Raw genomic sequence first — 13,353 nt, 5'->3', positions numbered from 1 at the left:
GCCAATGAATCGCTCAGATAACGCGGTCTTGCAGCGCGCTCGAAAAATGGATGCCGACGCGCTGGCCTGGATCTACGATGAATTCAGCCCAGCGATCTTTGCCTATGCCTACCGTCTGACGGGAGACTCCTACCTGGCAGAGGAGTGCGTATCAGAGACCTTCAGCCGCTTGCTCCAGTCTCTGCGCGCAGGTGGCGGGCCGCAAGATCACCTCAAGGCTTACCTTTACCGCATTGCCCATAATTGGGTAACGGACCAATACCGCCGCGCAGCCCCGGCCGCGGAAAGCTGGGAAGATGAAAATGAAAGCGTATCCAAGGATGTGCCCACAACGCAGGCGCGCATCGAAGAGCGCGAGCAAAAAATGGAAATCCGCAATGCTTTGCGGGTGCTCACCGCGGATCAGCGCCTGGTGATCACCCTGCGCTTTTTAGAGGATCAGACGATTGAACAGATCGCTTTGGCGCTGCAAAAGCCCGCGGGTGCGGTGAAAGCCTTACAGCATCGCGCGCTGCAGACCTTAAAAAAAGCACTATCAAAGCCAGATAAAGGTTAATGAAATGGAACGCCAAAAAATGCATGATGAGCTGGAACAAGAAATTTTTGAACGACTCACCCCGCTGCGAGAGGTCCCGCCGCGCCAGCCACACGCCGTGAAGGCCGGCCGGGAGCGCTTTTTGGCGCAAGCTGCCAAAATTCGTGCCAGTTTGCCCGTATCCAAATCTGCTGATTTGCGTCTTAGTAAGCAGAAAAGAACCTTCAGCACATTGTTTGGATTACGAAAGGAGCCTTTACCGATGATTGCTCAAATTGGCCTGGCCATTGTATTGGCATTAACTGTTTTGGCTGGCGGCGGCGGCGCTACTGTGTATGCTTCTCAAACCAGCCAGCCGGATGAATTCCTTTATCCGGTGAAAATCTGGAGTGAAGATGTTCGCTACGATATGGCTACTTCCGAAACGCAGCAACTGCAATTGGCGGTGGAGTTTGCCAACCGACGCCTGGAAGAACTGCAGGCACAGCAATTAAGCCAACAGCCTGTGGACGAAGCTGTGGTGCAACGTCTGCGGCTGCATGTGGACGAGTCGCTCCAATTGATGACCCGTCTGAATCTATCCGAAGAGGATCAACTGCAAATTCGTGAGCAGTTGCGCACACAAGATCGCCTGATGCAGCAGCTTTCTGTAGCGGAAGGTGCTCCTGAAACCGCGCTTCTTTTACAGGTACGCGAGATGGTGCGCGAGCAGCTTCGCCTGGCAGGGGTTGAGACCGAACAACCAGTTCAGACGCAGCAGCAGAACCAACAGCAACAGCAGAACCAACAGCAGATGAACCAGCCGGAAACCTCTCCCGAAGCGCCGCAGCCCGGCCCAGGCCCGCAAGCCGAACCCCTGCAAGAAGGCAACGGCCCGCAGAACCAAAATCAATCAGGTGAACCTGCGGGAGTTTGCCCGGCCGATCAGCCAGACTGCGATCCGGTTCAACAGCAGCAACAGACCCAGCAGCAAGATCAATCTCAGCAGCAAAACCAGGATCAGCAGCAGGAACAGCCGCAGCAAGACCAATCGCAGCAGCAAAATCAGGATAATGACTCTTCCTCCGGCAGTTCTGACCCCGGACCGAAGAAGGGCAAGTAAGATAAACGGGAACTTTGCTTCAAAGCAAATAATGGATGAGAAAATCAGGCTCTCTTTTTGAGGCCTGATTTTTCTATCCATTGTTCCTTTCAACCACTATATCTCAAGCCCGCTCATCGATTACTGATCCGAGGCGCGCCGGGCGGCAATATGGTAACATTTGAATATGCCTGCTCAAAACCGGTCCGCGTCTCCTTCACTCCTCACCCAGCAATTGGAAGGGGTGTTAGAGCGCATCACCTACCAGAATGAAGAAAACGGCTATACCATTGCAAAACTGATTCCGCGTGGTAAATCGCAAGAGATCACCGTGGTGGGCACGCTCACCGGCGCGAATGTGGGCGAATCGCTGCGCCTGCAAGGCATGTGGATCAACCATGTTCAATACGGCCGCCAATTTGAGGTGCGCTCTTTTGAAGTGACCATGCCGGCCACCGTGGAGGGCTTGCGCAAGTACCTGGGGTCGGGGCTGATCAAGGGCATCGGGCCGGTCAACGCCGGGCGCATCGTTGACGCGTTTGGCATTGAGACCCTCGAAGTGATTGAATCCGCGCCGCAGCGCCTGTTGGAAGTAGCCGGTATTGGCGAAAAACGCGTTGAAATGATCCTGAAGGCCTGGGAAGAGCAGAAGCAGATCAAAGAAATCATGTTGTTCCTGCAGTCCAACGGGGTCAGCACCAGCCTGGCGGTCAAAATCTATAAGCAGTACGGCCAGAACGCCATTCAGGTGGTGCGCACAGATCCTTACCGCCTGGCGCGGGACATTTACGGCATTGGCTTTAAGACCGCCGATAAAATCGCCCGCCAGTTGGGCATCGCCGAAGACGCTCCCAGCCGTATTCAGGCCGGGCTGTTGTTCGCGCTGGGGAAGCTTTCGGGCGAGGGACATTGCTACGCTGAGCGCGGGCAGCTGTTGAACGCCGCCGCGGGGCTGCTGGAAATTGAGGCGGCATTATGTGAACCTCAGGTGGACCTGCTGGTGGCGCAGGGCGATCTGATTTTGGAGGAAGAAGCCCTGTATTTGCCGCCTTTCCATTACGCCGAGGTCGGCGCGGCGGGCAAGCTGCGCCGCATTCAGACCGATGCGCGCGACCGGTTGGCGGTGTTCAAAACCATCAACTGGCCGCTGGCCTTTAACGCTCTGGATAAGGTCAGTTCATTCCAGCTCACCGAGCAGCAAAAGCTGGCTGTGCGCATGGCTCTGACCGAAAAAGTCAGCGTGCTGACCGGTGGTCCCGGCACCGGAAAAAGCACCATCACTTTCAGCATCATTCAATTGCTTAAAGAGCGCTATTGTTCAGTATTGCTGGCCGCCCCCACCGGGCGCGCCGCCAAACGACTCAGCGAGGCCACCGGCCTGGAGGCCAAAACGATCCACCGCCTGCTCGAATACTCTCCCACTTCCAGCGATGCTTTTGTGCGCGACCAGGAAAACCCGCTGGACGCGGATATGATCATCATTGATGAAACCTCCATGGTGGATATTCTGCTGCTCAATCATCTGCTCAGCGCGATAGAGACCGGCAGCCATCTGGTCTTTGTGGGGGATGTGGACCAGCTTCCTTCGGTGGGGCCGGGCAACGTGCTGCGCGACATGATCGACTGCGGCGAGATTCCGGTGACCCGCCTGGACACGATTTTCCGCCAGAGCGAAGACAGCTACATCATCGTTAACGCCCACCGCATTAACCAGGGCGAATTTCCGCAGTTCAGCACCCAGTCGAAGGACTTTTTCCTCTTTCCTGAAGAGGACGCCGAAAAAGCGGCAGACCGTGTGGTGGAACTGACCACCACCCGTATCAAAAGTAAGTTCGGTTTCAACCCCCAAACCGACATCCAGGTGCTCAGCCCCATGCACCGCGGCGATACCGGTGTCAGTGAGCTTAACCGCCGCCTGCAGAACGAACTCAACCCGCCTTCCGCCTCGCGAACCGAGTATCGCCAGGGCGGGCGTGTGTTTCGTGAGGGCGACCGGGTAATGCAGATGCGCAACGATTACGAGCGCAAAATATTCAACGGCGATATGGGCGTCATCCAGCAAATTGACCTGGAAAATCAGGCGCTCAGCCTGGATTTTGAAGGGCGCCTTGTGCCATGCGAGTATTCTCAATTGGACGAGTTGACGCATGCCTACGCGGTCAGTATTCATAAATCGCAGGGTTCCGAGTTTCCGGTGGTGGTGATCCCCATCTTGATGCAGCATTATATGATGCTGCAGCGTAACCTGCTCTACACCGGCGTTACCCGCGCGCGCAAAATGGTGGTGCTGGTGGGCAGTAAGCGCGCCATCGCGCGGGCAGTCAAGAACAATCAGATCGCCCGGCGCAACACGCGCCTGGCCAGCCGCCTGCGCGTCAAACAGACCCGCTAGCCGGTCGGCGCTTTCCTTTCCGGTTTTCAATTGTTCAAATGATCAGCCCCTGACTGATTGACTCAGGGTCTTTCTTTTCTTATAATCGAAAGTAATCGAAAGTAAATGTAATTAAACAAAGTTTGGAGATTCGTGTTGACTATCTCAAAAGACCTCTACATGGAAGAACGGCGGCAGAATATTCTGCGCCTTCTGGACCTGCAGGGAAAAGTTTCGGTAACCGATCTCAGCACCGTTTTTTCCGTTTCAGAGGTAACCATCCGCGCCGATCTGCAGGCATTAGCCGACAGCGGTCTGCTCATTCGCACGCACGGCGGGGCGTTGAAAGCGGACCCCGCGCTGGTGGATATTACCCTCACATCGCGCCGCGAGCGCAAGGCCAGTGAGAAAAGCCGCATTGGTCAGGCCGCCGCGCAGCTGGTTCAGGATGGTGATTCCATCTTCCTCGACTCTAGCAGCACCGCGCTGGCGATTGCTCCTCACCTCAAAAACCGCCGCAATTTGACTGTGCTTACCAACTGTATTGCTGTGGCGCAAGAGCTGATGGATGCCCCTGAAATTACCGTGGTGATGACCGGGGGCCGCTTGCGCCGCGACACGGCCTCGCTGGTAGGCGGTGAAAATCTGGACGTGCTTGCCCGCTACAACATTCAAAAAGGATTCTTCGGAGCGCACGGCATCGATTTTGTTGAAGGCCTCACCGATGTTTCCGCGGATGAGGCTGAAGTCAAGCGCCTGCTGGTCGCGAAGTGCCGCATGGTCATCGCTGTGCTGGATGCCAGTAAATGGGGCCGGGTGGGGCTGTCTTCCTTTGCCACTTTTTCTTCCGTGCGAGTGATTGTTACCGACACCAACGCTCCCGCCGAACTGGTGGCGCGCGCCCGCATGGAGGGTGTTGAGGTGGTTTCTGTCTGATTTGGCAAGGAAAATTCTTTATTGAGGTGAAATCTTTATGGCAAAACCTGTGATTATGCCCAAACAGGGCAACTCGGTCGAAACGGTCATCCTCACTGCCTGGAAGAAACAGGTGGGCGAGGTGGTAGCGCAAGGAGAATCGCTGTGCGAGGTGGAAACCGACAAAGCCGTGATGGATGTGGAAAGCACCGCGGATGGAACGCTTTTGGCGCTTTTCTACCAGCCCGGCGATGAAATTCCGGTGATGGTCAACATTGCTGTGGTGGGCCAGCCCGGAGAGGATTTCTCCTCCTTCGACCCACGCGGCGGATCGCAGCCAGCGGACGCCGATTTAGTCCCTGCAAACCAACCCGCGGCTCTTGATCTTCCCGCGGCGGCCCTGCCTCCTGCTCCACCAGCCGAAACTGCCTCGGAGATTTTTATCTCTCCCCGCGCGCGTGAACTGGCAAAAACCAAAAATGTGGACTACCGCCAATTGACTGGCAGCGGACCCCAGGGGCGCATCATTGAGCGCGATATCCTTGCCGCCCTGCAGAGCCAGCCTACCCTCTCGCCGGTGGCCAAAGCCATGCTTGAAAATGGCGACTTCAACCTGCCAGAGCAGGGCAGTGGTCCGCGCGGGCGCATCATGTCCAAAGACCTGCTTCCCGCTACGCCGGGGCAAAGCTCCGCGCAGCCTGTTGCCGAAGAGCCGGAGTATGACGTCATCCCCCTCAAAGGTATGCGCAAGCTGATTGCCGAGCGCATGATGGATTCGGTGCTAACCACCGCGCAGCTCACCTTTAATGCCTCCGCCGATGCCCGCGCCTTGCTGGCTTTGCGCCGTCGCTATAAAGACAGCCCCGAAAGCTACGGCTTGCGCAAAGTAACCATCAATGATCTGGTGATGTTTGCCGTGTCGCGCGTGCTCTTGGACTTCCCGGATATCAATGCCCACCTGGTAGAGAACCAGATCCGGCGCTTCAAGAACGTCCATCTGGCCTTTGCTGTAGACACACCGCGTGGCCTGACCGTGCCGGTCATTCGTAACGCTCACACCCTCAGCCCAGCGCAGATCTCGGCGCAGGCCAACCGCCTGGCGGCTGCCTGCCAGACCGGTGAAGTCTCTCCTGACAATCTGAGCGGCGGAACCTTCACCGTTACCAACCTGGGCGGCCTGGGAATTGAGAGCTTTACCCCCATTCTCAACCCGCCTCAGGTAGCCATTCTGGGTGTCAATACCATTCAGCTGAAACCCGTGCGGGTAGGCGGCGCGGTCGAGTTCATCGACCATATCTCCTTCTCGCTGACGGTGAACCACCAGTGGGTGGATGGGGCTCCCAGCGCGCGCTTCCTACAAGCAGTTGTGGAAGCGGTTACCCATATTGATCTTTTATTAGCCCAATAAAAAACGAGGATTTCATCATGCCGAAATGTTTTGTGATTGATCCCAAAGAAATGCGCAAAAGCGGCGCCATCTCCTTCCCGCAGATTCCGGTTAACGCTTATGCATCCAACCCCGCAGCCGAGGCGAAAAAATACGGCCGCGACAATCTGGTGCGCATCTATCGCGACATGGTCATTATTCGCGAGTTTGAAACCATGCTCGATAAAATCAAAAAAGAGGGCGCGTATAACGGTTTTGTCTTCACCTATAAAGGCCCTGCCCATCTTTCCATCGGCCAGGAATCGGCCGCGGTGGGCCAGGCATACAACCTGGAGCCGCACGACTTCATCTTTGGCTCGCACCGCAGCCACGGCGAGATTTTGGCCAAGTCGCTTTCGGCGATTGCCAAGCTGAATGACAGCGACCTGATGGGCATCATGGAATCATACATGGGCGGCAGCGCGCTGCGCGTGGTTGAGAAAATGGGTTGGCGCAACGGCAGCGTTAAAGAGCTGGCGATCACTTACCTGCTCTACGGCGCGCTGGCCGAGATCTTTGGCCGCGAGACCGGCTTTAACAAGGGGATGGGCGGTTCGATGCACACCTTCTTCCCGCCCTTTGGCGTGATGCCCAACAACGCGATTGTGGGCGGTTCGGCCGATATTGCCACTGGCGCGGCGCTCTACAAGCGCGTCAACCGCAAGCCGGGTGTGGTGATCGCCAACATCGGCGACGCCTCGCTGGGCTGCGGCCCGGTGTGGGAAGCCATGATGTTCGCCGCTATGGACCAGTACCGCACCTTATGGGACGCCGATTTAGGCGGCGGCCTGCCGATGATTTTCAACTTTATGGATAACTTCTACGGCATGGGTGGCCAGCCCCAGGGTGAGACCATGGGCTATGGCATGCTGGCGCGCGTTGGCGCGGGGGTCAACCCTGAAGCCATGCATGCCGAACGTGTCGACGGTTTCAACCCCCTGGCGGTGGCCGACGCGATTGAGCGCAAGAAACAGATCATTGCTGAAGGGCGCGGCCCGGTTCTAATGGATACATTGACCTATCGCTTCACTGGCCATTCTCCTTCAGATCCGTCTTCTTACCGTATTAAAGAAGAAGTTGATCTGTGGCTGGAGCAAGACGCGCTGGCAGCATATGCAAAATATTTGGTGGAAAACGAGCATGCCTCTGAACAGAGTCTAAGCGAATTGTCCACTGGCATTCGCGAGCGCCTGTTTATGGTGTTGAAAGCCGCTGCGTCATTGGATTATTCTCCTTTTTTACGCAACACTGAAGAGATCGGCGCAATGATGTTCTCCAATGGCCGCGTTGATCGCTTTGATGACCGCACCCCAGATGTGCTGCAACCCAAAGAGGAAAGCCGTCTCAAAACAACCTACGCCAAAAGCCGCTTTGGCCTGGAAAACGGCAAGCTGCTCTCCAAAATGAAAGCGCTCACCTATGCCGAAGCGCTCTTTGAGGCCATGATGCACCGCTTCTATGAAGACCCCACCATGGTGGCCTACGGTGAAGACAATCGCGATTGGGGCGGCGCGTTTGGCGTGTACCGTGGCATGACCGAGGCGCTGCCGTATCACCGCCTGTTCAATTCACCCATCTCTGAAGCGGCCATTGTTGGTTCCGCTGTGGGCTACGCCCTCTCTGGCGGGCGCGTAGTAGCTGAACTGATGTACTGCGACTTCATGGGCCGCGCTGGCGACGAGATTTTCAATCAGATGGCCAAGTGGCAGTCCATGTCTTCCAATGTGCTCAAAATGCCGCTGGTGCTGCGCGTTTCGGTGGGTTCCAAGTATGGCGCCCAGCATTCACAGGACTGGTCTTCGATTGTGGCGCACATTCCCGGTCTCAAGGTGATGTTCCCCGCTACCGCCTACGACGCCAAAGGCATGCTCAACCTGGCCTTGCGCGGCACCGATCCGGTGGTCTTCTTTGAAAGCCAGCGCCTCTACAACGAGACGGAAACCCTGGTGGAAGGCGGCGTTCCCGTGGACTACTACGAAGTGGAAGAGGGCGAGCCGGTGATCCGCCGCGCGGGCAAAGACCTCACCCTTCTGACGGTGGGGGCCACCCTCTACCGTGCTTTGGAAGCTGCCCAGGTTTTGCAGGAAAAATATAACCTTTCCGCCGAGGTGATCGACGCGCGCTTTATCAATCCTTTGAACTACGAAAAGATCGTCCAATCGGTCAAGAAGACCGGCCGCATTCTGCTTTCTTCCGACGCCTGCGAGCGCGGTTCCTTCCTGCACACCATGGCGTCAAACATTTCTCAATTGGCTTTCAATTACCTGGATGCCCCCGTGGTGGTGGTTGGCGCGCGCAATTGGATCACCCCGCCGGCGGAGCTGGAAGAAGCCTTCTTCCCGCAAAAGGAATGGATCATCGATGCCATCCATGAGAATATTCTCCCTCTGCCCGGCCATCAAGCGTCAACCCGCCAGGCGGCTGGCCTGATTTTGGAGCAGAATAAATTGGGAATATAGACCGCCATGATTGGTAGTTCCAGGCTCCCGCCTGACCCCGGGAGCTGCTACATTGTGCTGAAGCTGCCTGGTACCCCCGGGCAGCTTCAAGTTTAAGCAGGGCTATGCCTCGCCTCCTTCTTTTGTAAAGCGGCTGAAGAATGGAGAATTTGCGACTTGAAAACCGAAAAGACCCGCCTTAAGACGGATAGACAAGTTAGAGATTCTATGTGAAGATTCTGATCAGGCCAAGAAGGGGTTATGTATGCTAAAAAAGATTCGCGGACGGTTCTCTGATCAATTTTCACCGCTCTTATTCCTTTGCATTTGCGCGGCTTGTTTTGGTATTCTGGCCCCAACCCTGGGGTTTTACTGGGATGATTGGGCCAAAACCCTGGTCAACATTCTCTATGGGATGCAGGGCTATTGGGATTATTACGCCAGCGACCGCCCCTACTCGGGTTGGACGCACATTCTCTTGGTGACGTTGTTTGGCAATGGCAGGGTTACCTGGCAGCTCATCAACCTGGCGTTGCGCTGGGCAGGGGTAACCGCGATGTGGTGGAGCCTCACCCGCCTGTGGCCGCGCGCCCGCTTTGAAATCAGCCTGGCAGCCGCGCTCTTCGCCGTGTACCCCGTCTTTACTCAGCAAGCCGCCGCGGTGACCTTTCACCAGCAGATCATGCAATACGCCCTCTACTTTGTCTCCATGGGACTCATGATCGAAGCGCTCCGCCATCCGCGCCGCTATTGGCTGTTCACCATTTTCTCCTTGCTGGTTCAGGCAGTTCAATTAACCGTTACCGAATATTTTGTGGGCGTGGAGTTGCTGCGCCCCTTGATCATCTGGTTTGTCCTCGCTGAAAAAGAGCCCCAACTTCTTCTGCGTTTCAAAAAATCTTTGCGAGTCTATATCCCTTATTTGCTCTTCATCGCTGCTTATGTTTACTGGCGTATGTTCTTGTTCAAACTGCCCAACGCCGATCCGCATCAAATCACCATGCTGCAGAGTTTGCTCCAAAATCCTATCGCTGCCCTTCCGCAGTGGATTGAGACAGTGCTGGTGGACTCAATGTATGTCATCCTGGGTTCCTGGGCGCCGGCAGTGGGCATGGGCATTTCTGCAGATATTGTTCCCTCAGGCTGGTTTTCTTGGGCGGTTGGCGCACTGCTGGCAGGCTTAATGGGTGCCTATTATTATTTGACCCGCAGCAAAGCGCTCGATGGCCCGGACCAGAATCGCTGGGTTTTGCAAGCCATCCCTTTGGGATTGGTAACCATATTGTTGGGATGTATGCCGGCCTGGGTCACGGGCCGCTCAGTTTTGGATGATTATCATGCCAACCGCTTCGCCTTGCCGGCTATGTTTGGGGCAGCCCTGCTGCTGGTGGCTTTGATCATCTGGCTGACTCGCACGCGCTGGCAGGCGGTTTTGCTGACCGCGCTGCTGGTGGGCGTATCGGGCAGCTACCAGGTACGCATGCTGAATGAATACCGCTGGATATGGTCTGACCAGCAGGATTTCTTCTGGCAGTTGTACTGGCGCGCTCCACACCTTGAACCAGGCACAGCCCTGTTCTTCCAGAAAGAACCGTTTCCAAACCAGGGATTGTTTTCAACGTCTTCAGCGGTCAATCTGCTTTACCCCCAGCCGGAAGGTTGGAAAAAGCTGGCTTATTGGGTATATACCCTCGAACCGCGTTACCTGGGCAAGCTTCCTGAAGAGGCTTCTCCCAATCTCAATTCTACCTTTCGCAGCCTGTCGTTTAGCGGCAAGCTCAACGACAGCATCGTGCTGCATAATGACCCTGCTTATTCCAACTGCTGGTGGGTGCTCGATAGGCGCGACCAGCTTCACCCATACTTGCCAGATATCTTAAAGGACTACATTGTCGTTTCCGATTTAAGCCAGATCCATGTTCTAATCGGTGAGGACCGCCAGCCTCCACCGGATTTATTTGGCGAAGAGCCCACTCACGAATGGTGTTATTACTTTGAAAAAGCCGAACTGGCCTACCACGTTCAGGATTGGGAAGGCTTGGCAGAGTTAGGTAGAGACGCTTTGGCCGCGGGTTATGCTCCGGATCAAACTGCGTCGAATGTCCCCCGAGAATGGCTTTCCTTTATTGAGGCCTTTGCGCGGACAGGCGATATGGAAACCGCTTCTGCCCTTTCTGCCGCCAGTTTCAACCGCGATCCCGAATATCAACCGATGCTATGTAGCGTTTGGAATCACCTGGCTGATGATCAGCTGGCGGGTGTGAAGGATACCCAGGCCTGGTCTACGCTGGGCTGTGCTCAAACAGATCCTCAACATCATAGCTGATGACTGCCGGTTCAGCGCCTTCTTGAATCCACTGAAGAAAAATTGCCACCACCTGTGGGTCAAAGTGCGTGCCTGCCTGAGACTGGATGTATTCAAACACCCGCTCGTGGCTTCAGGCTTTGCGGTATGGCCGGTCAGAAGACAACGCGTCCCAAACATCCACCAGCGCGAAGATGCGCGCCGGCAGGGGGATTTCTTCGCCTTTCAACCCGCGCGGGTAGCCGCTGCCATCCCAGCGCTCGTGGTGACAGTAGGGGATGTCAAGCGCCGGCGTAAGGTAGGGAATGGGGGAAAGCAGGTTGTAGGCGTATAAGGGGTGCAGGCGCATCACTTTCCACTCTTCTTCGGTGAGCGGACCGGGTTTCAGCAAAATACGATCCGGAATGCCCATTTTTCCAATGTCGTGCAGCAGCGCTCCCCGTTGAATGTGCACCAACTGCTCCTTATCCACTCCCATGCGGCGCGCCAGTTCCAGGGTGGCACCCACTACCCGCTGGCTGTGCCCGGCCGTCTCGTGCTCGCGCAGCTCCAGGGCGTTCGACCAGCCCTGCAGGGTGGCGTCGTAGGCAAACCGCAGCTCCTCGGCTGATTTTTGTGTAGCCAGCCGGGCCAGGTGCTGTTCGGTGATATCTTCCGCCATTCCGGCGAAACGAAGTACATTGCCTTGCTCATCGTAGACCGGATAGGCTCTGGCCCGGATCCAGCGAATAGACCCGCTTTCTCGCACAATGCGGTAATTAACCTGAAATGGCGTTCCGTGATCCCACAATTCTTGCTGCGCTTTTATAACCCGTTCTTTGTCATCAGCATGTATTTTTGTAAGAAATAGTTGAGAATCATTGTAGATCGCCTCCCGCGGGATTTCCCACAATATTTCAAACGCCGGATTGGCGTATAGAATTTTGCGGGTCTGGCGGTCGCGCAGCCAGAAGGCGTCGCGCATGTTTTCAGCCAGTTGGCGGAAGCGGTTTTCACTCTCGCGCACCGCATCATTGGCAATTTTTCGCTCAATCGCGTCCCAGGAGAAGTCGGCCAGCTGGGTTAAGGTTTGAACATCGGTTTCGCTGTAATCGGTTTCTTTGTTGCCCACCCCGAAAATAGCCACAATTTGTTCATTGCGAAAAACAGGAACCGCCAGCTCGCGCGTGAAGGCAGGCTTGGCCCGTGATTATGGATCACCACCTGGCGCCGCGCGATGCAGTCTGCCCACCCGCCAATTGTTGAAAGCTGAGCTGAGTCTAAAACGCAGGAAGGCTGTTCTTGTATCGTTCGCCGGGACCAGGTCTGCAAAGAGATGATCTCATTCGGCGGTTCTAAAAAGTGGTAACAGCTAACCTGGCTGCCCGTCAGCTCTTCGGCAAACTGCAGCGCGGACTGGAGCAGTTCTTCTACCGGCTGGTCAGCAGAAAGTTCCAGCAGCTTTAAGCGCGTGCTGAGAATCTGCTGGGTGATCTTTTTCTGGGTAATATCTTCTTTGATGCCAATAAATTGTTCAATTTGCCCGCTTGCGCCTTGAATGGGGGTGATGGTCATCTCTTCGGTGTAGAAGGATCCATCCTTGCGCCGGTTGGTGATTTGCCCGCGCCAGACCTTTCCACTCAGAATGGTTTGCCACATCTGCTGGTAAAATTCGGCATCTTGCTTTCCCGAGCGCACCAGGTCGCGCGGCTTGTGGCCGGTTGCCTCGTGCGCCTCGTAACCAGTGAGGGTTGTGAAAGCGGGGTTTACCCACACAATGGTTCCGCTGGCATCTGTGATGACAATGGCATTGGCGGCTGCGTTCAACGCGGAAGACTGTAGCCGCAGCAACTCTTGCTGGTGCTTCTGCTCAAGGCGCAGCTTGCTTTGTTCCAGCGCATTGCGAATGGCCAGCCCTAACCGCTGCGGGCGGTCTTTCAGGATGTAATCAGAGGCCCCCTGGCGCAGGGCTTGCACAGCGGCCTCTTCACCAATACTGCCGGAAACAATAATAAACGGGATTTCCGCCCCGCGCGCGGTAATGATCTTTAATGCGCCCAAACCGTCAAAATTGGGCAGAGACCAATCGGATAACACCAAATCACAGCCTGCGTCCAGGGCAGTCCGGAAATCCTCTTCACGGTCGACACACACCCAGCTAAAGACAAAGCCTTCGTTTTTCAATCGACGAACCAATAATTCAGCATCGCTGGGGTTGTCTTCAAGAATAATGACGTGCAGAGAATTTTCCATTATGGCCATTGATTGCTACTGAAAATAAGTTGGCTACCAAAAAAACGTAC

7 protein-coding genes and 1 pseudogene are annotated in these 13,353 nt (G+C 55.7%); 7 read left to right on the top strand and 1 reads right to left on the bottom strand.

All coding sequences use genetic code 11. From position 1 onward, the window contains the following. The first annotated feature begins 4 nt into the window (after positions 1-4). The 7 genes from ADN00_RS05425 (at position 5) to ADN00_RS05395 (ending at position 11,092) form a co-directional block, all read left to right on the top strand. Complete coding sequence (locus ADN00_RS05425; protein WP_075061948.1) at positions 5-556, top strand: RNA polymerase sigma factor; 552 nt, start codon at positions 5-7, stop codon at positions 554-556. A gap of 4 nt (positions 557-560) precedes the next feature. Beyond that, the gene (locus ADN00_RS05420) at positions 561-1,637 is read left to right on the top strand and encodes a DUF5667 domain-containing protein (protein ID WP_075061947.1); all 1,077 of its coding nucleotides are present in this window, start codon (positions 561-563) and stop codon (positions 1,635-1,637) included. A 166-nt stretch (positions 1,638-1,803) separates the two neighbouring features. Beyond that, a complete protein-coding gene (recD2, locus tag ADN00_RS05415) occupies positions 1,804-4,008 on the top strand; it encodes an SF1B family DNA helicase RecD2 (RefSeq protein WP_075061946.1) in 2,205 nt (734 codons plus the stop codon). A 135-nt stretch (positions 4,009-4,143) separates the two neighbouring features. After that, complete coding sequence (locus ADN00_RS05410; protein WP_152966266.1) at positions 4,144-4,923, top strand: DeoR/GlpR family DNA-binding transcription regulator; 780 nt, start codon at positions 4,144-4,146, stop codon at positions 4,921-4,923. 37 nt (positions 4,924-4,960) lie between these two features. Next, positions 4,961-6,310: a dihydrolipoamide acetyltransferase family protein gene (locus tag ADN00_RS05405; RefSeq protein WP_075061944.1), complete on the top strand. Its 1,350-nt coding sequence runs from the start codon at positions 4,961-4,963 to the stop codon at positions 6,308-6,310. 17 nt (positions 6,311-6,327) lie between these two features. Further along, a complete protein-coding gene (locus ADN00_RS05400; RefSeq protein ID WP_075061943.1) occupies positions 6,328-8,787 on the top strand; it encodes an alpha-ketoacid dehydrogenase subunit alpha/beta in 2,460 nt (819 codons plus the stop codon). Positions 8,788-9,031: 244 nt separating this feature from the next. After that, positions 9,032-11,092 carry a hypothetical protein gene (locus tag ADN00_RS05395; RefSeq protein WP_075061942.1) on the top strand — a complete coding sequence of 687 codons (2,061 nt, stop codon included), beginning with the start codon at positions 9,032-9,034 and terminating at the stop codon, positions 11,090-11,092. A gap of 115 nt (positions 11,093-11,207) precedes the next feature. Here the strand turns inward: ADN00_RS05395 and ADN00_RS20525 are convergent. Next, positions 11,208-13,273 (bottom strand): annotated as a pseudogene (locus ADN00_RS20525) (PAS domain S-box protein); the annotation flags it as partial. Positions 13,274-13,353 lie beyond the last annotated feature (80 nt).

Source organism: Ornatilinea apprima (genome assembly GCF_001306115.1).
GTDB lineage: Bacteria > Chloroflexota > Anaerolineae > Anaerolineales > Anaerolineaceae > Ornatilinea > Ornatilinea apprima.
The sequence above is the reverse complement of the archived record's forward strand: the minus strand, read 5'-3'. Positions and strand labels throughout refer to the sequence as shown.

What these genes read in the sequence shown, in the direction of transcription:
- ADN00_RS05420 (WP_075061947.1), top strand. Translation starts at nt 561, where the DNA reads ATGGAACGCCAAAAAATGCATGATGAGCTGGAACAAGAAATTTTTGAA.
- ADN00_RS05425 (WP_075061948.1), top strand. Translation starts at nt 5, where the DNA reads ATGAATCGCTCAGATAACGCGGTCTTGCAGCGCGCTCGAAAAATGGAT.
- recD2 (WP_075061946.1), top strand. Translation starts at nt 1,804, where the DNA reads ATGCCTGCTCAAAACCGGTCCGCGTCTCCTTCACTCCTCACCCAGCAA.
- ADN00_RS05405 (WP_075061944.1), top strand. Translation starts at nt 4,961, where the DNA reads ATGGCAAAACCTGTGATTATGCCCAAACAGGGCAACTCGGTCGAAACG.
- ADN00_RS05395 (WP_075061942.1), top strand. Translation starts at nt 9,032, where the DNA reads ATGCTAAAAAAGATTCGCGGACGGTTCTCTGATCAATTTTCACCGCTC.
- ADN00_RS05400 (WP_075061943.1), top strand. Translation starts at nt 6,328, where the DNA reads ATGCCGAAATGTTTTGTGATTGATCCCAAAGAAATGCGCAAAAGCGGC.